The organism is Streptomyces flavovariabilis, from assembly GCF_000725785.1.
GTDB classification, from domain to species: domain Bacteria; phylum Actinomycetota; class Actinomycetes; order Streptomycetales; family Streptomycetaceae; genus Streptomyces; species Streptomyces hawaiiensis.
On the sequence record NZ_JNXD01000001.1, the window covers coordinates 343,671 to 362,290 of the forward strand.

Annotated in this window: 18 protein-coding genes and 2 tRNA genes; 16 read left to right on the forward strand and 4 right to left on the reverse strand. The window is 71.3% G+C overall.

The features are described 5' to 3' along the window. The first annotated feature begins 106 nt into the window (after positions 1–106). The gene (locus IO24_RS0101480) at positions 107–1,315 is read left to right on the forward strand and encodes a glycosyltransferase family 2 protein (protein WP_031130910.1); all 1,209 of its coding nucleotides are present in this window, start codon (positions 107–109) and stop codon (positions 1,313–1,315) included. Between the two features lie 15 nt (positions 1,316–1,330). Here the strand turns inward: IO24_RS0101480 and IO24_RS0101485 are convergent, their stop codons facing one another. After that, positions 1,331–3,370, reverse strand: a complete 2,040-nt coding sequence (locus tag IO24_RS0101485) for a membrane protein (protein ID WP_031130912.1) — start codon at positions 3,368–3,370, stop codon at positions 1,331–1,333. A 321-nt stretch (positions 3,371–3,691) separates the two neighbouring features. Here IO24_RS0101485 and proB point away from each other — a divergent pair, with 321 nt between their 5' ends. From proB to IO24_RS0101510, 5 genes are all read left to right on the forward strand, one after another. Continuing rightward, on the forward strand, positions 3,692–4,798 hold the full coding sequence (gene proB / locus IO24_RS0101490; protein ID WP_031130914.1) for a glutamate 5-kinase: 1,107 nt from the start codon (positions 3,692–3,694) through the stop codon (positions 4,796–4,798). Between the two features lie 134 nt (positions 4,799–4,932). Further along, the gene (locus IO24_RS0101495) at positions 4,933–5,391 is read left to right on the forward strand and encodes a hypothetical protein (protein ID WP_031130915.1); all 459 of its coding nucleotides are present in this window, start codon (positions 4,933–4,935) and stop codon (positions 5,389–5,391) included. Positions 5,392–5,463: 72 nt separating this feature from the next. Then, complete coding sequence (locus IO24_RS0101500) at positions 5,464–6,750, forward strand: glutamate-5-semialdehyde dehydrogenase (RefSeq protein ID WP_031130917.1); 1,287 nt, start codon at positions 5,464–5,466, stop codon at positions 6,748–6,750. A gap of 191 nt (positions 6,751–6,941) precedes the next feature. Continuing rightward, complete coding sequence (locus tag IO24_RS0101505; RefSeq protein ID WP_031130919.1) at positions 6,942–7,517, forward strand: SCO2584 family spore wall biosynthesis protein; 576 nt, start codon at positions 6,942–6,944, stop codon at positions 7,515–7,517. 89 nt (positions 7,518–7,606) lie between these two features. Next, complete coding sequence (locus IO24_RS0101510) at positions 7,607–8,677, forward strand: SCO2583 family membrane protein (RefSeq protein WP_031130920.1); 1,071 nt, start codon at positions 7,607–7,609, stop codon at positions 8,675–8,677. Between the two features lie 47 nt (positions 8,678–8,724). On the opposite strand, the gene IO24_RS0101515 is transcribed toward IO24_RS0101510, so the two are convergent. Next, the gene (locus tag IO24_RS0101515) at positions 8,725–9,852 is read right to left on the reverse strand and encodes a M48 family metallopeptidase (RefSeq protein WP_031130921.1); all 1,128 of its coding nucleotides are present in this window, start codon (positions 9,850–9,852) and stop codon (positions 8,725–8,727) included. 124 nt (positions 9,853–9,976) lie between these two features. Here IO24_RS0101515 and IO24_RS45515 point away from each other — a divergent pair, with 124 nt between their 5' ends. The 10 genes from IO24_RS45515 to IO24_RS0101565 all read left to right on the forward strand — a co-directional run bounded on the left by IO24_RS45515 (position 9,977) and on the right by IO24_RS0101565 (position 15,206). Further along, positions 9,977–10,138 (forward strand): hypothetical protein, encoded by a 162-nt coding sequence (locus tag IO24_RS45515; protein ID WP_031130922.1) that lies wholly within the window; start codon positions 9,977–9,979, stop codon positions 10,136–10,138. A 164-nt stretch (positions 10,139–10,302) separates the two neighbouring features. After that, complete coding sequence (locus IO24_RS45520; protein ID WP_031130924.1) at positions 10,303–10,467, forward strand: hypothetical protein; 165 nt, start codon at positions 10,303–10,305, stop codon at positions 10,465–10,467. 85 nt (positions 10,468–10,552) lie between these two features. Continuing rightward, on the forward strand, positions 10,553–11,296 hold the full coding sequence (gene nadD, locus IO24_RS0101530; RefSeq protein ID WP_031130926.1) for a nicotinate-nucleotide adenylyltransferase: 744 nt from the start codon (positions 10,553–10,555) through the stop codon (positions 11,294–11,296). Positions 11,297–11,312: 16 nt separating this feature from the next. Beyond that, the gene (locus IO24_RS0101535) at positions 11,313–13,031 is read left to right on the forward strand and encodes an LCP family protein (protein WP_031130928.1); all 1,719 of its coding nucleotides are present in this window, start codon (positions 11,313–11,315) and stop codon (positions 13,029–13,031) included. 104 nt (positions 13,032–13,135) lie between these two features. Further along, positions 13,136–13,582, forward strand: coding sequence for a ribosome silencing factor (gene rsfS, locus IO24_RS0101540; protein WP_031130930.1), 447 nt, complete (start codon positions 13,136–13,138; stop codon positions 13,580–13,582). Continuing rightward, positions 13,579–14,247 (forward strand): histidine phosphatase family protein, encoded by a 669-nt coding sequence (locus tag IO24_RS0101545; protein ID WP_031130932.1) that lies wholly within the window; start codon positions 13,579–13,581, stop codon positions 14,245–14,247. Before rsfS ends, IO24_RS0101545 begins: the two co-directional genes overlap by 4 nt. Before the next feature lie 74 nt (positions 14,248–14,321). Beyond that, a tRNA-Ala gene (locus tag IO24_RS0101550) sits at positions 14,322–14,394 on the forward strand. A 200-nt stretch (positions 14,395–14,594) separates the two neighbouring features. Further along, on the forward strand, positions 14,595–14,768 hold the full coding sequence (locus tag IO24_RS44210; RefSeq protein ID WP_107062878.1) for a hypothetical protein: 174 nt from the start codon (positions 14,595–14,597) through the stop codon (positions 14,766–14,768). A gap of 3 nt (positions 14,769–14,771) precedes the next feature. Next, positions 14,772–15,005: a hypothetical protein gene (locus IO24_RS0101560; protein ID WP_006136074.1), complete on the forward strand. Its 234-nt coding sequence runs from the start codon at positions 14,772–14,774 to the stop codon at positions 15,003–15,005. A 128-nt stretch (positions 15,006–15,133) separates the two neighbouring features. Then, positions 15,134–15,206, forward strand: a tRNA-Ala gene (locus IO24_RS0101565). Between the two features lie 121 nt (positions 15,207–15,327). Here IO24_RS0101565 and IO24_RS0101570 read toward each other — a convergent pair. Next, positions 15,328–16,938, reverse strand: a complete 1,611-nt coding sequence (locus IO24_RS0101570; protein WP_031130935.1) for an NADH-quinone oxidoreductase subunit NuoF family protein — start codon at positions 16,936–16,938, stop codon at positions 15,328–15,330. Further along, entirely contained in the window at positions 16,935–18,200 is a 1,266-nt protein-coding gene (locus IO24_RS0101575) for a ferric reductase-like transmembrane domain-containing protein (protein WP_031130937.1), read from the reverse strand. The genes IO24_RS0101570 and IO24_RS0101575 overlap by 4 nt, the downstream gene beginning before the upstream one ends. Positions 18,201–18,620: the final 420 nt, after the last annotated feature.

The window sequence follows — 18,620 nt, forward strand, 5'->3', positions numbered from 1 at the left end:
GTCCCACTAACACCCGCGTGCGAGGCAACCGCTTGCCCCGATCACCCGTCTACCAAGTAGCGAATGAGGCGATACGGGGGGAATATCCCATTGACTAGGGGGAAACGTGACCGTGACGCAGCCTGATGTGAGTGTGATCATCGGGGCGTACGAAGCGATGCCGTATCTGATCGAGTGCCTCGCGTCCGTCGAGGCGCAGACCATCGATCCGACGCGCGTCGAGGTCATCGCGGTGGACGACGGCTCGACGGACGGAACGGGGGAGTACCTGGAGGAGTTCGCCGAGCGGGCTCCCATGCACGTCCTGGTGATCCGGCAGGAGAACTCCGGCGGACCCAGCGGCCCGCGCAACGTCGGCCTGGGCAAGGCGACCGGGCGTTACGTCTTCTTCCTCGACGCCGACGACCGGCTGGGACCCGAGGCCCTGGAACGGATGGTCGCCATGGCCGACCGCGCCGGCACGGACGTGGTGCTGGGCAAGGTCGAGGGCGTCAACCGCTCGGCGCCGAAGTCCATGTGGGGCAAGACGGTGGAGCGGACGGACGTCTTCTCCTCCAACATCAAGTTCACGCTCAGCGCGCAGAAGCTGTTCCGCCGCGCGCTGCTGGACCGGCACGGCATGCGCTTCGACGAGTCGCTGTTCACCGGCGAGGACGCGCTGTTCACCATGGAGGCATATCTGCGGGCGGACGGCGTCTCCGTGGTCGCCGACCACACCTGCTACTACCTGGTCGGCCGCGACGACGGCAAGCACGTGACGAAGAGCGGCAGTTACACGCTCCGCTTCGACTCCGCGCGGGCCCTGATGGACCTCATCGCCGAACTCGTCCCCGCGGGCGGCCGGCGCGACCAGCTGATGGTCCGGCCCTTCCTCGTCACGCTGCTGCCGCAGTTCGGGCCCAAGTACCTGACGGACAGCGAGGAGATACGCCGGCACAAGTTCGAGCTGGCCAAGCCGCTGATGGACACCTACTGGACCGAGGGCGTCGCCCACCGCCTCAAGGTCCACGAGCGGCTGCGGCTGCACCTGGTCGCCGAACAGCGGCCGGATCTGCTCCCGGACGTCGTGAAGTTCGTCAAGGCCAAGAAGCAGGCGGCGGCCCTCCTGGAGAGGAAGGGCCGCCGCGTCTACCTGGCCTACCCGCACTTCCGGGACCGCGCCGCCGGCGTTCCCGACTCCGTCTACCTCGCCGAGCCCCGGGAGGCCCGGGCCTTCCCGGGCTACCGCGAGGGCGGCGTCGACACGTTCGTACGCCGGGCGGTGCGCAAGGCGCGGCGGGTGCTGACGTCCCGGGAAGTACGGCACGCGGCGTGAACCGCGTGCCGCCGCTCAGCGCGGTGCGGTCGGGACCGCGGTCTCGGTGCGCTGGCCGGGCAGTTCCGCGGCCAGCCGCTCCGCCACCCGTGTCCGGTGGTCCCGGGCCGTCGCGCACAGCGCCCGGACGGCCTCGTTGAAGCGCTCCTGCGACGACGGCTCCGCCGGGCCCAGCAGGCGCAGCTTCAACTCCGCGCGTGCCTCGGCCAGTTCGTCGTTCTCCGGGTGCCGGACCGTCTCCAGCAGGTCCGGCACACCGGCGGCGTCGGGCGTCAGCACCGTCGCCGCCACCACCGTCGGGAACGCCGTACGGAAGGTGTCCTCGGGCAGCCCGCTGGTGTTGGCCACCGCGTACGGCTTCTCGCTCGCCAGGAAGTCGCTGATCACGCTCGACACATCGCTGATCAGCAGGTCGGACACGTTGAAGCAGGAGTACAGCGTGGGCCGGGCGTCCGTGATGATCTGGTGCTCGCCCTCCGGCAGCGAGGCCCAGTACGCCTCCTCCCAGGCGGCCGTCGCCCGCGCCACCGCCGCCGCGCGGCCCGGCTCGGGCGCCGACTGCACCAGCATCCGCTCCACGGTGTCGGCCCCGGCCCGGAAGGCCGACGTGGTGAGCCGGTCCAGCTCGGCGGTGCGGCGGACGAGCTCCGCGCTGTCCGAGGGACGCACCCCCGCCCGCTCCCGGTTGGCCGCCCGGATCAGCTCCCGGATCCGCAGATCGGCCGCGCCCGCACGCGGGTCCACCGAGCCTGTCAGCGGATGCGGCTTGTAGAGCAGCCGCACTCCGGGGTCCGCGAGCAGCGCCCGGACCAGGTTCTCGCCGGCCGCGATCACCGACGTGTTGCCGGGGTTGCCGTCCCAGCCCTCCCAGGTCGGCGCGTACAGCACGGTCGTCCGGGCCCCGGCGGGCGGGCCCGCGTAGGGCAGCACGCCGTCCAGCTGCGGGCGGCCCGTCTCCACCACGTCCTTGTCCTCGACCCCGACCTCGGCCAGCGCGTACCGCTCGCGCGCGGCGGGCCCGGCCACCCACACCTCGTCGTACGCCTTCGCGTACGGGTTGCACGAGGACAGCTTGTCGCTCTCGCCGTGGTTGACGAAGGTGTGCTTGATCGTGGGGATGCGCAGCACCTGGGAGGTCTTGCCGGAGTTCGAGGGGTGGATGAGGACCTGGAGCGTGGAGTGCTCCAGACGCATCAGCGTCGACACCTTCGGCAGGCACACGATCGGGATGTCCGTCGCGGCGATCTTCTGCACCATGAACCGCTCGCGCAGCACGATGACCGGCCTGCCGGCCGGCCCGGCGGCGAGCGGCTCCAGCCACATGTTCGCCTGGTAGGCGGAGGCGGCGCCGCCGGAGAAGTACAGGCCGACCGTCGGCCGGTACGCGGCCAGCCACGCGTCGAACCAGTCGAGCACCTCCTGTTCGTCCGCCGGGCGCCGGCCCGGCAGCAGCCGGAGGAGCAGCGCACCGAGGCCGGCCAGCCCGAGGGCGAGGGAGAGCGCGATGCCCGCGGCCGCGTACACCGGCCGGTCACCCGGGGCGCTGGCCAGCAGCCCGGCCGTCGCGGGCAGGCCGAACACCAGCAGCCGCGGCCCGGGACGGCGCAGCAGTACGGGCGGGGCCGGGGACAGCCGCAGCGCCGAGGCGTCGATGTTCCGGGTGACCACCGGCAGGGTGCGGGTGCGGCGCACCAGCACGGAGACCGCCTGGATCGCGCAGTGCAGCACGTAGAAGACGAGCAGCCCGGCCACCAGCGGGGCGTACACCGTCTCCCGGTCCTGCTCGCCCAGCCGCATCAGGGCCACGACCAGCAGCAGGTCCCGCAGGACGTGCCGCACGGTGATGTCCGCGTGCGACTTGGCGAACAGTGACAGCACCCCGCGCTGCCACCGGTACAGGGCGCCCTCGGTCGCCAGGGAGACGACCGTCGCGGCGAGCAGCAGGGGGACATCGGGCAGCAGCGCCGCGACCGCCTGTGCGGTGAACGCGGCGGCCAGGACGACGGTGACCAGCCCTTTGAGGAGAGCTTGTGGGCGGGGGAGAGGTACGGGCACTGCGGTCACTCCAGGAGCGTCGGGTCGGCGCAGGTCGGCCGTCCGGGTTAACGCGCGGCGACCTCCTGACGACACGCGCGGGACGCTGGGGTGTGGGGAGGCTGTCTCTCGCGTGTGCCGTCGGACCGTAGCGGAAGATCTCCTTCCTGTCAGGGGTGGGGGCGTCGGAGAAGGGGGATGGCAGCCGTCCCGTGACGCGGGCGGCACCGTCCGTAGCGTGGACCGGCGCCGCACCCGGTCCGGCCGTCCCGTAGATTTCCCGGTGAGGGAGCGAATCGACGCGAGGGGACGGACGGCGACGTGGCAGGGGCAAGGCAGGCCGTGGGCGAGGCCCGCAGGATCGTCGTGAAGGTCGGGTCCTCCTCGCTGACCACCGCCTCGGGCGGCCTGGACGCGGACCGGGTGGACGCGCTGGTCGACGTGCTCGCCAAGGTCCGCAGTGGCGGGGAGCGCGAGATCGTCCTGGTCTCCTCGGGCGCCATCGCCGCCGGCCTCGCCCCGCTGGGCCTGCGCCGCCGTCCCAAGGACCTCGCCCGGCAGCAGGCCGCTGCCAGCGTCGGCCAGGGTCTGCTGGTCGCCCGCTACACCGCCTCCTTCGCCCGCTACGGCGTCCGCGTCGGGCAGGTGCTGCTGACCTCCGACGACATGAGCCGCCGCTCGCACCACCGCAACGCCTCGCGCACCCTCGACAAGCTGCTCGCGATGGGCGCCTTCCCGATCGTCAACGAGAACGACACCGTCGCCACGGACGAGATCCGCTTCGGCGACAACGACCGGCTCGCCGCCCTCGTCGCCCACCTCGTCCACGCCGACCTGCTGGTCCTGCTGTCCGACGTGGACGGTGTCTACGACGGAGATCCCGCGAAGCCCGGCACCTCCCGCATCGGCGAGGTGCGCGACCCCTCCGACCTCGCGGACGTCGAGATCGGCAGCACGGGCAAGGCCGGTGTCGGCACCGGCGGCATGGTCACCAAGGTCGAGGCCGCCCGGATCGCGGCCGCCGCCGGTGTCCCCGTCGTCCTCACCAGCACCGTCCACGCGGCCGACGCCCTGACCGGTCAGGACACCGGCACCTTCTTCCACCCCACCGGCAAGCGCTCCGCCGACCGGCTGCTGTGGCTCCAGCACGCCTCCACCCCGCAGGGCGCGCTGACCCTGGACGACGGCGCCGTCCGGGCCGTCGTGGACCGCCGCAAGTCGCTGCTGCCGGCCGGGATCGCCGCCGTCGAGGGCGAGTTCGCCGCCGGCGATCCGGTCGAGCTGCGGGACGGCACGGGGCATGCCGTGGCCCGCGGGCTGGTCAACTTCGACGCCAAGGAGATCCCCCGGCTGATCGGCCGCTCGACCCGGGAACTGGCCCGCGAACTCGGACCCGCGTACGAACGCGAGGTCGTACACAGGGACGACCTGGTGGTCCTGCACCCGTAATGCGTCGAAACGTCCGCCCCCGGTGGTGGACGTTCCGCAAAACCGCCACGCGATCCCTTGCGGCCTGCTCAACTTTGTCTCGGGGACCTATTCCGCAGCAGCGCCACTGTGCAAAGGAGGCCGTCGTGCGACGAGTGCGCCCTGGGACTCAGGCGTCCCACGGTGGTGCCGGCTCCCGCGCGGCCGGTGAGGAGCGTGCCCTGACGAGCGTGGCGGCCGGGGACCGTTTCCAGGGCGAGGAACCCGCTGACACCCCGCGCCTGTGGCATGTCACCCTCAGCGTCTCCGGCAAGGAGGCCCCGCTGCCGGAGGTCCGGCGCGCCCTGGAGCAGCTCGCCCACGACCATCCCTTCTTCCTGACCAGCCGGTACGCGGTCGACCACGCGGAGATCCGCTACTGGGAGGAGGCCCGCGACCTGCACGACGCGGCCGCCGTCGCCCTGCGCCTGTGGGGCGAGCACCGGCAGACCGCCGGGCTGCCGCCCTGGGAGATCGTCGGCCTGGAGGTCATCGACCGTGCGACGTACCACCAGCGCATCGCGGAGGGGTACGGGCCGCCCCCGGCCTCGCCGGTCGGAGTTCACCCCTTTTGATCCGGTCCAGGGAGTGTCTCGGGGTGTGAAACGCGCGATGAACGGATCCGCCGGGCGCACTACCCTTCCCTCATGACCACGCTTTCGCCGTACGACTCCATGTCCCCGGTCACCGAGGCCGCCTACCGCGCCAAGGCCGCCGCCGCGACCCTCGCGCCGCTGCCCCGTGCCGAGAAGGACGACGCGCTGCTCGCCATCGCGGACGCGCTGGAGGTCCGTGCGAGCGAGATCGTCGAGGCCAACGCCAAGGACGTCGCCAAGGCCCGCGAGGCCGGCATCAGCGAAGGCATGATCGACCGGCTCACGCTCACCCCCGAGCGGATCCGCGCCATCGCCTCCGACGTGCGCGACGTCGCCGCGCTGCCCGACCCGGTCGGCGAGGTCGTCCGCGGCTCCACGCTGCCCAACGGCATCGACCTGCGCCAGGTCCGCGTGCCGCTCGGCGTCGTCGGGATCATCTACGAGGGCCGGCCGAACGTCACCGTCGACGCCGCCGCCCTCTGCCTGAAGTCCGGCAACGCGGCACTGCTGCGCGGCTCCTCCTCGGCGTACCAGTCGAACACCGCCCTCGTGCGCGTTCTGCGCGACGCCGTGGGCGGGGCCGGGCTGCCCGCCGACGCCATCCAGCTCGTCCCCGGGGAGAGCCGCGACAGCGTGCGCGAGCTGATGCGCGCCCGCGGCCTGGTCGACGTGCTCATCCCGCGCGGCGGCGCCTCCCTGATCAGCACGGTCGTCCAGGAGTCCGTCGTCCCGGTCATCGAGACCGGCACGGGCAACTGCCACGTCTACGTCGACGCGGCCGCCGACCTCGACATGGCCGTCGAGATCCTGATCAACTCCAAGGCCCAGCGCGTCGGCGTCTGCAACGCCGCCGAGACCCTGCTGGTGCACCAGGACATCGCCGCCGAGTTCCTGCCCCGCGCCCTGGACGCCCTCGCGGAGGCCGGGGTCACCGTGCACGCCGACGAGCGCGTGCAGGCCTACGCCAAGGACTCCAAGGCCACCGTCGTCGAGGCGACGGCCGAGGACTGGGAGACGGAGTACCTGTCGTACGACATCGCCGCCGCGGTCGTGGACTCCCTGGACAAGGCGGTCGAGCACATCCGGCTGTGGACCTCCGGTCACACCGAGGCCATCGTGACGACCTCCCAGCAGGCCGCCCGCCGTTTCACCCAGCTGGTCGACTCGACCACGGTCGCCGTGAACGCCTCCACCCGCTTCACCGACGGCGGCCAGTTCGGCTTCGGCGCGGAGATCGGCATCTCCACGCAGAAGCTGCACGCCCGCGGCCCCATGGGCCTGCCGGAGCTGACCAGCACGAAATACATCGTCACCGGGGACGGGCACATCCGGCGCTGACCACGTTCGGCGTAGCGCGGTATGCGGACTCGCGCATAGACGTGCCGGGCCGGACAGGCGGCGCGTCCGCGTGCGGCAGGGGCGGACCGGCCGGGTGCGCGCCGTCCCGGACTCCGCGGGAGCCGTCTCGACCGGCGGATGAATTTCCATACCGTCTGCCCAAATTGACCCCCCAGGTCTACTCTGGATTCGTGCCGGAGGACGTGGGGGGCACGCCGTTTCCGGACGGCCGGGAGCCCGACGACGACCACGACCGCGGGGTGTCGGACGAAGAGTTCGCCTCCGTGGTCTTCGACGAGGCCTTCGTACGCGCGGCCGTGGTGCACGAGCCGACGGCAGTGGAGCGCCTCCTGGCCGCGGCACAGGCGAGAGCCGAGGCCTCCGAGGCGGAGGCGCGCCGCTCCCACACCAGAGGCGAGCGGTACGACGACGGGTACGGCCCGGACGGGTCCGGCGATTTCGGCCATGATCCTGACCTCGACGATCTGGACGACCCCGACGTCCTGGAAGACCACTACGGCGGCTCGGGGCCGTACTCCAAACAGGTCCGCTGGCACCGCCCGGTCGCCTGGATGCTCGCCCTCGTGATGGGCATCGGCATGGTCGCCCTGGCCTTCACGGCGGTCTACCGGGGTGCGTCCTCCAGCCGGGAGGAGCCCGCGCCGCCGCCCGCCACGACCGGGCCGGAACAGGGCGGCGGAGCCGCCCCCTCGGCGTCCGCCGACTACTCCCAGCCCGCCGTCTCGGTGATCCCCCGCAGCCCCTGACCGGAACCCGCCCATCTTGGTGAGAACCTGTCAAAACTTGTGGTGCAGCAGGGCGTTTACCCGAGCTTCCGGCGACCTACCCTGAAGATATGGGCGGGCCTGGAAACCCACCTGAGGGGACTCCCGAGGGCGCTCCCGGAGGTGGCGAGGACGAGTACCGATCCGTCGTCTTCGACGAGTCGTTCGTCCGGGCTGCCCGCCTCCAGGAGTTCTCCGCGCAGGAGCGCATCGCCGACCACGCCCCCGCTGTGCGACGCCGGCCGGCCCTGCGCCGGGGCCTGTCCCGGCAGGCACTGGTCCTGGTCCTGCTGATCGCCGTCGCCTTCGGCACCGCGATCTACATGGGCGTGCGGCACCCCTACCAGACGCCTGCCGCCCAGGATCCCATCGAGCCCCTGCGGATGACCGTCATCCCGCTCGTCCCCGAGGGCAAGGTGCCCGGCACGGCCGAATCGGCGTACCTGTACGAGCACAGCCCCGCCGCACAGTTCAAAACCGGCTCCGAGGGGGTGCCGCTGCCCGCCTCGCGGCGCACCGCGCACTTCTCGGACAGCCAGGTCGTGAGCGCGCTGACCACCGCGAAGGACTACATCGTCCGGTCGGCCCTGGACCCGGAGGTGCTCACGGGCGGTGAGGTCCGCGCCGTCCGCGTGCTGCTCGACCCCGAGCAGCTGGACCAGTTCGACCAGAGCTTCGCCCGCCCCACCGCCGACGGACGCCACGCGCCCACCGGCTGGCTGGTCCGCTTCGACCCCTCGCGCGCCGAGCTCGCCGACCGCAAGGTCCGGGTCCAGGGCACGCTGCAGGCCGCCGAGGCAGACTCGTCCACGCTCGAGGTCACCGCCGACCACACGTTCGTGTACGCGCTGCGGCCGGCCGGGGACGGCGACAAGGACGAGGTGTCCCTGTTCACCCTCCGGCGTGAGCTGCACTTCCGCTTCGACCGCGACGACCTGCGGATGCACCAGGCCCAGCTCGTCGTCTCCTACGTCCAGGCCGGCCCGCTCTCCTGCGCCGAGGACTCCACGAACCATCTCCGCCCCCTCCTCGCCGGCCAGACGGCCAAGGAGGGAGGCCCCGCCGGCACCGATCCCTACGCCACGGGCAGCGCGACGGCCCTGTGCGGCTCTCTGGCGAAGAGCGCGCAACCGAAGGTGTGAGGCGAGCCTGAGAGCCCTTTGCCGGCCTGTAGGCGCCCTTGTGGCACCTAGGGGGTGTCGTTACGCGGGGGCTGGTCGTCCCCCGGGGAACCCGGTGAGGTGTCCGTGTCCGGCCCCTGGGGCGGCTTCGGGGACGGGCCGCCGAAGCCGCCGAAGCCGCGGCGGACCCGGTCGCCCAGGTCGCCGGCGCCGCCCGCGAGGTCCGTGACCAGCTTCATCAGCGGGTCCTTGGAGCTCTTCACGTGGGTGCTGTAGTGGTTCGCCGAATCCCGCCAGGAGTCCCGGACCGAGGTGTCCTTGTCCTCGTCGCGCCGCGGGTAGTGGCCGTCCATGATCCGCTGGTAGTCCCGCGACTGGGCCCACTTCTTCAGCTCGGCCGCCCGCACGGTGGTGAACGGGTGGGAGCGGGGCAGCACGTTCAGGATCTTCAGCACGGAGTCGCGCAGGTCGCCCCCGGCCTCGTACTCCTCGGCCTGGGCGAGGAACGCGTCCACGTTCATCTCGTGCAGGTGATTGCCGCCCGCGATCTTCATCAGACCCCGCATGGAGGCTTCCAGATCCTGCCCGACCAGCAGCCCCGCGCGGTCCGCGGACAGCTCCGACTTGCGGAACCACTCCCGCAGCCCGGTCACGATCGCCATGATCGCGAGGTTGCCCAGGGGGATCCAGGCGACCCGGACGGCGAGGCTCGTCAGGAACAGCAGGATCGTCCGGTAGACGGAGTGGCCGGACAGCGCGTGCCCCACCTCGTGCCCGACGACCGCCCGCATCTCCTCCTCGTCGAGCAGCTCGACGAGACCCGTCGTGACGACGATGATCGGCTCGTCCAGGCCGATGCACATCGCGTTGGGCTGCGGATCCTGGTTCACGTACATCGGCGGGACCTTCTCCAGGTCCAGGATGTAGCAGGCGTCCCGCAGCATCACGTTCAGGTGGGCGAACTGCTGGTCCGATACCCGCACCGAGTCGGACAGGAACAGCAGCCGCAGACTGCGCTCGGGCAGCAGGCCGCTGAGCGCCTTGAACACCGTGTCGAAGCCGCTCAGCTTGCGCAGCGCCACCAGGGCCGAGCGGTCCGCCGGATGCTCGTACGTACGCGAGGAGATCCCGGGGAAGCGCCTGCGCTGCCTGCTCGGCACGTGCTCGTGCCCCTGGTGCTCGTGGCCGTCGGACATGTCTTCCCCCATGCGTCTGGTGTGACCTTTGCGGCCCCTTGTGCGGCCTTTTGCTTCCCCGAGGCAGAGCCCAGCCTAGGCGGAGTTACGGTGGTCGGGCAGTACAGCGAAGGAGACCACCGCCATGGAGCACCACCCCGCAGCCGCCTGGCTCGCCGAGGCCGCGAGCGCCGCCGATCGGCAAGGGGGGCCGGGGCTGCTGCGGATCGTGCTGATCGTGATGATCCTGGGCTGTGCGCTGACCGCGTGGTTCCTGCTCCGTGGCTACAGACGGAAGGACGACTGAGGCCACCCGAAGGTTCCCCGCCGGGCCTTCGGGACCCGGTCCGGCCCGGCACACGGGACCGCCCGCGGCACGAACAGGCGGAGTCGGGGTGATCGCGCGACGGGCGCCCGCTTACGATGGGCCGACGTCTTTGTCCCGCCCACACGCGATAGGTCCTGCCGAAGATGAGCTTCCACAGCACCGCTGCCCAGTTGGTCACCCTCGCCGCCGAGGGCGAGGAGCACGGCGGAAACCACGAGAGCCTCAGCCCCTACCTCACCGGCGGCAGCGCACTCTTCATCCTGCTGCTCCTGCTGTGGATCACCACCCGCTTCAACCGCGACCGCTGAGACCGGCGGGGCGTCCCGCGGAGGATGCCCGGGGGATGGCGGGGGCGGCCGGAGCCCTCAGGCAGGGCCGGTAGGGTCTGCACGCATGGGAGAGCAGGACATGCCTACCGGTCCGGCGAACGAGACGCCGCACGACCCGGCACAGGAGGCGGCGAGCGGCACCGAGCGACACTCGGAGCCCCGCCGTGCCCCCGCGGTGGCCCACCGGACCGACGACCCCGGAAAGAGTCCGTCGCGACCCGGCAAGCGCCGCCTGGGCGTCATGGGCGGCACCTTCGACCCGATCCACCACGGGCACCTGGTGGCGGCCAGCGAGGTCGCCGCGGCGTTCCACCTCGACGAGGTGGTCTTCGTCCCGACCGGCCAGCCCTGGCAGAAGAGCCACCGGAGCGTCTCCCCGGCCGAGGACCGCTACCTGATGACGGTCATCGCGACCGCCGAGAACCCGCAGTTCTCCGTCAGCCGCATCGACATCGACCGCGGCGGTCCCACCTACACCGTGGACACCCTGCGCGACCTGCGCGCGCTCAACCCCGACACGGACCTGTTCTTCATCACCGGCGCCGACGCGCTCGCCCAGATCCTCACCTGGCGGGACAGCGAGGAACTGTTCTCCCTGGCGCACTTCATCGGAGCCACCCGGCCGGGCCACCACCTGGACGACTCCGGGCTCCCGGAGGGCGGTGTCTCGCTGGTGGAGGTTCCCGCTCTGGCCATCTCCTCCACCGACTGCCGTGCGAGAGTCGCCAAGGGCGACCCCATCTGGTACCTGGTGCCGGACGGCGTCGTGCGCTATATCGACAAGCGCGAGCTGTACCGCGGCGAGTGAGCCGAGAGGGGCACCGGTGAACGACCGATACGACGCGGGAGCCGCAGACCACGGCGCCGACCAGTACGAGCTCGTCGGCTACGACGAGTACGGCCGGCCTGTCTACCGGCAGGTCCAGACCCAGCAGCAGACGTACGACCCGTACGCCCAGCAGCACCAGCAGGGTTACGGCTACGACCCGTACGGGCAGCAGGGGCAGCAGTCCCCGCCCACCTACGACTACGGCACGGGCGGGCAGCAGCCCGCCTCCCCCTACGGCGCCTACGACCCGTACGCCACCGGCCCGCACCAGGGCGGCCCCGCGCAGGGCACCCCGCACGAGCCCTACGGCCAGGCCACCGCCTCCGGAGCCACCGCCCGGCAGCCCCGCGTCGCCGAACAGACCGCGCAGCCAACCGCCCACATCCCGCAGCAGGCCGGCCCGGCCCACGACCAGGAAGCCCCCGCCGAGCCGCAACGGGAGTACCACACCGAGCAGTTCGCCTTCGTCGAGGAACCGGACGCCAACTCCGAAGACGTCATCGACTGGCTGAAGTTCACCGAGAACCGCACCGAACGCCGCGAGGAGGCCCGGCGCCGGGCCCGCAGCCGGGTCGTCGCCCTGGCGGTCGTGCTCGCCCTCGTCGCGGCCGGCGGCGTCGGCTACCTCTGGTACGCCGGCAAGCTCCCCGGCCTGTCCTCCGACGACTCCAGGACAGGCACCGCGACGGCCGCGGGCGCCCAGAAGCGCGACGTGATCGTCGTCCACCTGCACGACACCAAGGGCGGCGGCACCTCCACCGCCCTCCTCGTCGACAACACCACCACCCAGCGGGGCACCACCGTCCTGCTGCCCAACTCCCTCGCCCTGACCAGCGACGACGGCACCACGACGACACTCGCCAAGTCGGTCGAGGACGACGGCTCCGACGGCACGCGCGACGCGCTCGACACGGTCCTCGGCACCGACATCGAGGGCACCTGGCGCCTGGACACCCCCTACCTGCAGAACCTCGTCGACCTCATCGGCAACATCGACGTCGACACCGACGCCGACGTGCCCGACCCCGCCGCCAAGAAGAAGGGCGAGGCCCCCCTGGTCAACAAGGGCGAGGACCAGACTCTCAGCGGCAAGATGGCGGTCGCCTACGCCACCTACCGCGCGCCCGGCGAGGCCCAGAACGCCCAGCTGCAGCGCTTCGGGCAGGTCATGCAGGGCGTCCTGCGCAAGATGTCCTCCGACCCGCAGGCCGCGACGACCACCATCCAGACCCTCGCGCAGATCCTGGACCCCTCCCTCACCGACAAGGACCTCGGCACCTTCCTCGCCGGGCTCTCCGACCTCGCCAAGGGCGGCGACGTCAGGACCGACCTGCTGCCCGTCCAGAACGACGGCACGCTCAGCGCGCAGGCGAGCGCCGGTGTGGTCAAGAACGTCCTCGGCGGCACCGCCAAGAGCCCCGACAAGGACGCCGCCGTCAGCGTCTCCGTCCAGAACGCCACCGGCGTCGAGGACAACACCGAGAAGGCCCGCGTCGTGCTCCTCAACGGTGGCTTCACCTTCCTGGAGAGCGGCACCGGCACCGCCCGGGCCACCTCCCAGGTCGTCTACGCCGACGCCGCCGACAAGACGAACGCAGCCGAGGTCGCCAAGACCCTGGGCCTGCCCGCCGGCTCCGTCACCAAGGGCAGGATCTCCGCGAGCGCCGACGTCTCCGTGGTCCTCGGCCAGGACTACAAGCCGTCGTCCGGCTAGCCGGCGGGAGCGCGCTCCCCACGTGATCCCCGTCATCGCGTGGGGGGCCCGCTGCGGTCCGTGAGACCCTTGGTGTCAAGTGTCCGCCGACCGAAAGCCTTGCAGTGACCGTGACCGACCGCTCTCACGAGCTGATCAACACAGCCGCCCAGGCGGCTGCCGACAAGCTGGCCCACGACATCGTCGCCTACGACGTCAGTGAGGTGCTGTCCATCACGGACGCCTTCCTGCTGGCCTCCGCGCCCAACGACCGCCAGGTCAAGGCGATCGTCGACGAGATCGAGGAGCGCCTCTCGAAGGAACTCGGCGCCAAGCCGGTGCGCCGAGAGGGCGACCGCGAGGCCCGCTGGGTGCTGCTCGACTACGTCGACATCGTCGTCCACGTCCAGCACAGCGAGGAGCGCGTCTTCTACGCCCTGGAGCGGCTGTGGAAGGACTGCCCCGAGCTCGAACTGCCCGAGGAGGCCAAGGCCACCCGCGGTAAGGCCGAGGAGCACGCCAAGCTGCGCGCGGCCGAGGAGGCGGCGGAACTGGACGGTGACTGGCGGTGACCTCCTTCAGTGAGGCGTCCGCAGGGAAGGGCCGGGGCCGCCGCATCATCCTGTGGCGGCACGGCCAGACCTCGTGGAACGTGGAGCGCCGCTTCCAGGGCAGCACGGACGTCGAGCTGACCGAGACCGGCCTGGCCCAGGCCCGCCGCGCCGCCCGGCTGCTCGCCTCGCTGCAGCCGGACGCGATGGTCGCCTCCGACCTCCGGCGCGCCGCCGCAACGGCCGCCGAGCTCGCCACGCTCACCGGCCTCGACGTCACCTATGACGAGGCGCTGCGCGAGACCTACGCGGGCGCCTGGCAGGGCCTCACGCACGACGAGATCATCGCCCGGTACGGCGAGCAGTACACCGCGTGGAAGCGCGGTGAGCCCGTACGCCGCGGTGGCGGCGAACTGGAGACCGAGGTCGCCGACCGCGCCGCCCCCGTGGTGCTCCGGCACGCCGAGAAGCTCCCCGAGGACGGCACGCTCGTCGTGGTCAGCCACGGCGGCACGATCCGCACCACCATCGGCCGCCTCCTCGGTCTCGACCCCCACCACTGGGAGAGCCTCGGCGGACTCTCCAACTGCTGCTGGTCCGTGCTCGGCGAAGGCGCCCGCGGCTGGCGCCTGCTGGAGCACAACGCCGGCACCCTGCCGGAACCGGTACTCGGCGACGACGACTGACCCCGGATTTCACTTTCCGGCAGGTCGCAGGCTAAAGTTCTTCTTGTTCGCCCCGCCAGCGGGGACGGACGCGAGGGGCTATAGCTCAGTTGGTAGAGCGCCTGCATGGCATGCAGGAGGTCAGGAGTTCAATTCTCCTTAGCTCCACGTCAAGATCCCGTTCCCGGTCAGGGGACGGGATTTTTCGTGCTCCCGTTTGAGTCACTCGGGCTCGCTGAGGCGTATACCTCTACGGCCCCGCCGGGTGCCGTGTCCGGACTGGTACTGAGGCGTCGCTGACCGTATTGGTCCGGCCGTGGCAGAATCAAACGGCCGGAAGGGGGCGCGGCCCGACGGGAGGAGTGGCGATGCCTGCGAGCATCCTCGAGGAGGTCGACCACCTCCTCGAAGCAGCGGTCACACGGGACATGTCCACCCGCCTCAGCTGCCCTTCCTGTGGTTCCGCGCACGTGGCCCAGATGCTCGGCGACAACGGCGGGGTTTCCTACGTGTGCACGGCCTGCGGCCACAGCTGGAGCTGATCGATGGGTGCACACAGGCGGAAGTGCGACTGGTGCGGCAGCGGGACTCCGATCGTCCGTGACATGGAACCGATCAATCCCGACTACCAGTACTGGTGCGAGGAATGCGCGCGGGCGCTGATCATAAAAGGCGACCCGATCGAGACGTACCGCGAGTTGGAGGGGGAGCCGATCTACGGCCGGCTTCTGGAGGAGCACTGCACGCTCAAGCGGTTCTATTCGTTCGTCACGGCCTGAGCCCGCAGAGTCGGTGCAAATCCGGCATAGCGGGCATCTCCGTACGAGGCGAAATCGATTTGGTGTTGGGCCCGGTGGGCCAGTAATGTTGGCGTCGCCGCCGGGGAAACCCGGTGGAGCACCGGCAAGGGGCTATAGCTCAGTTGGTAGAGCGCCTGCATGGCATGCAGGAGGTCAGGAGTTCAATTCTCCTTAGCTCCACAGCAGATGAGAAGGCGGGCCATCCGATTCGGATGGCCCGCCTTCTTTGCGTACGTCGCCCGCATGCAGCCCTGTGTGCTCTCACGGCGGGCCCCACCGGGGGAGCCCGCCGTGCGTGTGCTCAGCGGCCGAGAGCGCGGCGGCCGCGGCCCTGGGAGAGGACCGGGAGGTTGCGGGAGGGCGCGCCCTGGGGACGCCCCTCCTCGATGCGCAGCGCCAGCGCCGGGCAGCGGCGCACCGCGCGTAGAGCCTTTGCCTCGGCGTACCGCGGCACCTGCGCCTGCGCCACGGTGGGGAAGCCGTCGGCGCCCAGCTGGAACACCTCGGGGAGGATGTCCGCGCACAGCCCGTGGCCCCGGCACAACGTCCAGTCGACGAAGATCTTCTGACGGCTGGGGCCGTTCTCCTCCGACTCGGCGCCGCCCGGGATGCCCGTGGGGGCCCTGCCGCCCTCGAAGAGCGGCAGAACGCCCTCCACGGGCCGTCCGCAGCCGTTGCCGAGGACATGGGCGGCCAGGTCGTCCGTGAACGCCTTGATGGTCGACTCCAGGAACATCGCGGAGCCGTCCGGGTGCGAGCACGCGCCGCGCCGCTTCACGTTCTTGGCGACTTGCTTGAGCGCCTCCAGGGCGGCCGGTCCGCCGCCGTTGAGGATGTCCTCCAGGCCGCGCGCGGCGGCCGGCAGACCGAGGTAGCAGGGGCCGCACTGGCCCGCGCTCTCCTCGGCCAGCCACTGCGCCACCCGCAGCGACTCGCCCAGCGGGCAGGTGTCCTGAGTGATCGGCAGAATCGCGCCGGCGCCGAGCGCGCCGCCCACCGCGTCCAGGGAGTTGCGGGAGACGATCGCCTCGTTCACCGTCGCCGCGTCGATCCACTTGCCGTGGTAGCCGCCGGTGAGCACGCCCTGCGGCACCGGCGGCGCGCCGGCGAGCTGCAGGACGTAGCGCAGCGGCACGCCCGTGGGGACCTCGATCACCATGGGGCGGGCCACCGCGCCGGAGACCGTGAGCATGACGGTGCCCGGCTCGTCGTACAGGCCGGTGTTGCCGTAGCGCTCGGGGCCGATGCGGGCGGCTATCGCCAGCTGGGCGAAGGTCTCCGCGTTGGACAGCAGGGTGGGTGCGCCGCCGACGCCGTTCTGCGAGGCGCTGACCTTGCGGCCGGGCGGGACGGCCGGGCCGCCGTCGATCGAGCGGATCAGCGACGCGGCGGCGCCGGTGACCATGCGGACCGGGTTGCGCTGCACACGGGCGCGCAGTGCCGACCGGCGGCCGTTGCTGAGGCCTCGTTCGGCGAGCGCGGCCTCCATGGAGCGCTGAGTGGACTCACGGGTGACCCCCACCACGAGCGTGCGGGCACCCAGGGCCTCGGCGCACAGCAGCGCGCCGTCCAGGATCAGATGCGGGGCACGGTTGATGAGCACCGTGTCCTTGCGGCAGGCCGGTTCGTCCTCGCTGCCGTTCACGACGACGACCGGCCGGACGCCACGCTTGATCGCCGCTTCGGCGACCGAGCGCAGCTTCTTGTGGAAGGGGAAGCCCGCGCCGCCGCGGCCCTTCAGGTTGATGCGTTCGGCGAGTTGCGCGAGCTGCTCGCCGCCCATCGGCTCGAGCGGCCCGTGCACCTTGAGGTGCATGGGCAGATCGAGCCGATCGACAAGGTCGAAGCCCGACGTGAGCTGAGGAAGTCCGACCACGCGGACTTCGGGGACGTCGGGCAGGGCCTCGTTCACTTAAAGCCTCCGGAAGGCGTGTTCCAAGGTTCGCCCGATCCCGGTGCGTCGAAGTCATAGGACGCACCGGGCGTTGTTTCAGTGGCGGGACCGCTGTTGTACGTGTCGTTCGGGTAGTACGTGTCGTAGGCGGCATTCGTCTCACCCGTGTCGTACACGTCACTCGATCCATAGCCGGAGGCGCCTGGATTGCCATAGGCCGGGATGCTTTGCCCGGTGTCCTGCAGGGGGTCGTAGGGCGGGATGTTGAAGCCCGTGTCCTGGAGCGGGTCGTAGGCGGACGGCGGGGCCTCGCCGACCGGCGGCGGGGACGGGATCGGCCAGTTGCCCGAGGTGCTGGAGGGGCCGTCCACGGTCGGGAGGGTCTCGGTGGCCTGCATGTCCAGCGGCAGCTGCATGCTGGTGGTCGGCCCCGGCGCGAAGGCCTGCCGGCCCTGGGGAGGGCCGGAGACGGCCCGGTAGGCGGCGGCGAAGCCGTTCGCCGGCTCCTTGGCCGCGGGACGCTCCGCCCTCTCGTACAGCGGCCCCGACGGGGACGCCGAGGCGCGCGCGGGCGCCTCCCGGCCTTCGAAGCCGGGCAGCCCGGAGCCGCCGCCCACCCGGGCCCGGCTCTCCTCCAGGTCCCTGCGGCTCTGGCCCTCGCCGGGGCCGATGAGCGCCGCGATCCTGTCGGCGACCTGGCGCTTGACCTGGCGCGGAGCCGCCCGCAGGGCGAGGGCGCCGGCCACTCCGGCCAGGGACAGGCAGTACAGGACGATGAAGATCGGCTTGGCCGCGCGACCCGCGTAGAGGCCGTGTACGAGGGCGGCGCACCAGGCCGGGTAGGCCAGCATGTGCATGGCTCGCCAGCGGGCCGCGACGGGTGCGGGGGACGCGAAGCGGTTGCGCAGGACGCCGGTGATGCCCACGAAGATCATGAGCATGCCTGCCAGGGTGCCCAGGCCGATCAGGAACGACCTGCCCGCCACCAGCTCCTCGTCGGTGAGCAGCAGCCCGAAGGGGATCACCGCGGCGATCCACGAGGTGTGGTCCAGCGCCAGCTTGACCCCGATGTGCACCAGCAGGAAGGCGATCGAGGCGACGGCCGTAATCCGGTGGACGGCCTGCGCCAGGATGCGCCTGCGGGCGTCCAGGAGGACCCGGTCCTGGGCGACCAGGCCCCAGATCACCGAGCAGGTGAGGCACACGAGGGACAGCACGCCCGCACCGAAGTTGAGGAACTCGGCGAAGGAGTCGTCTGCCGTGGAGTCGTAGGGGTTCACGACCTGCCTCCCCACGTCCCGGCGTCCGGGGGTGGTGAGGTGTTACTGCGATGAGGGTTCATGGGGGCAACTCCGAGCGGTTCGGGAAAGCAGCGGTCCCGCTGCCGAACTCTAAGCGGAGCCATACCGATGAGTACGAGGTTTGAGTTATTGCGCTGTTACCAAAGGACAATGTGGTTGTTGTGATGCCCCTTAGTGGCTGTTACGCGAAGTAACTATTGACCAAGGTTCAGCTTTTCCGGCACCGAGACGGCCCTCGGAAGCGCGTCGCGGCACGCTGAGGGCCTGCGGTACCCTAGCGCCATGCGTGCCGTACGCCTTCTGCTTAGCGGGCCGCGCTGATCAGTCCCGGCCACCGGACGAGTCGAGTGGCCGGAATCGGCGCGGCGTCCCCTCCTGTGCGAGGGGATTTTTCGTTTC

Bases quoted from the DNA above. Each gene is read 5' to 3' on its own strand.
- IO24_RS44210 (WP_107062878.1), top strand. From the start codon at position 14,595: ATGCCTGCGAGCATCCTCGAGGAGGTCGACCACCTCCTCGAAGCAGCG.
- IO24_RS0101515 (WP_031130921.1), bottom strand. From the start codon at position 9,852: ATGTCCGACGGCCACGAGCACCAGGGGCACGAGCACGTGCCGAGCAGG.
- IO24_RS0101500 (WP_031130917.1), top strand. From the start codon at position 5,464: ATGACCACGCTTTCGCCGTACGACTCCATGTCCCCGGTCACCGAGGCC.
- IO24_RS45520 (WP_031130924.1), top strand. From the start codon at position 10,303: ATGAGCTTCCACAGCACCGCTGCCCAGTTGGTCACCCTCGCCGCCGAG.
- IO24_RS0101560 (WP_006136074.1), top strand. From the start codon at position 14,772: ATGGGTGCACACAGGCGGAAGTGCGACTGGTGCGGCAGCGGGACTCCG.
- nadD (WP_031130926.1), top strand. From the start codon at position 10,553: ATGGGAGAGCAGGACATGCCTACCGGTCCGGCGAACGAGACGCCGCAC.
- IO24_RS45515 (WP_031130922.1), top strand. From the start codon at position 9,977: ATGGAGCACCACCCCGCAGCCGCCTGGCTCGCCGAGGCCGCGAGCGCC.
- IO24_RS0101510 (WP_031130920.1), top strand. From the start codon at position 7,607: ATGGGCGGGCCTGGAAACCCACCTGAGGGGACTCCCGAGGGCGCTCCC.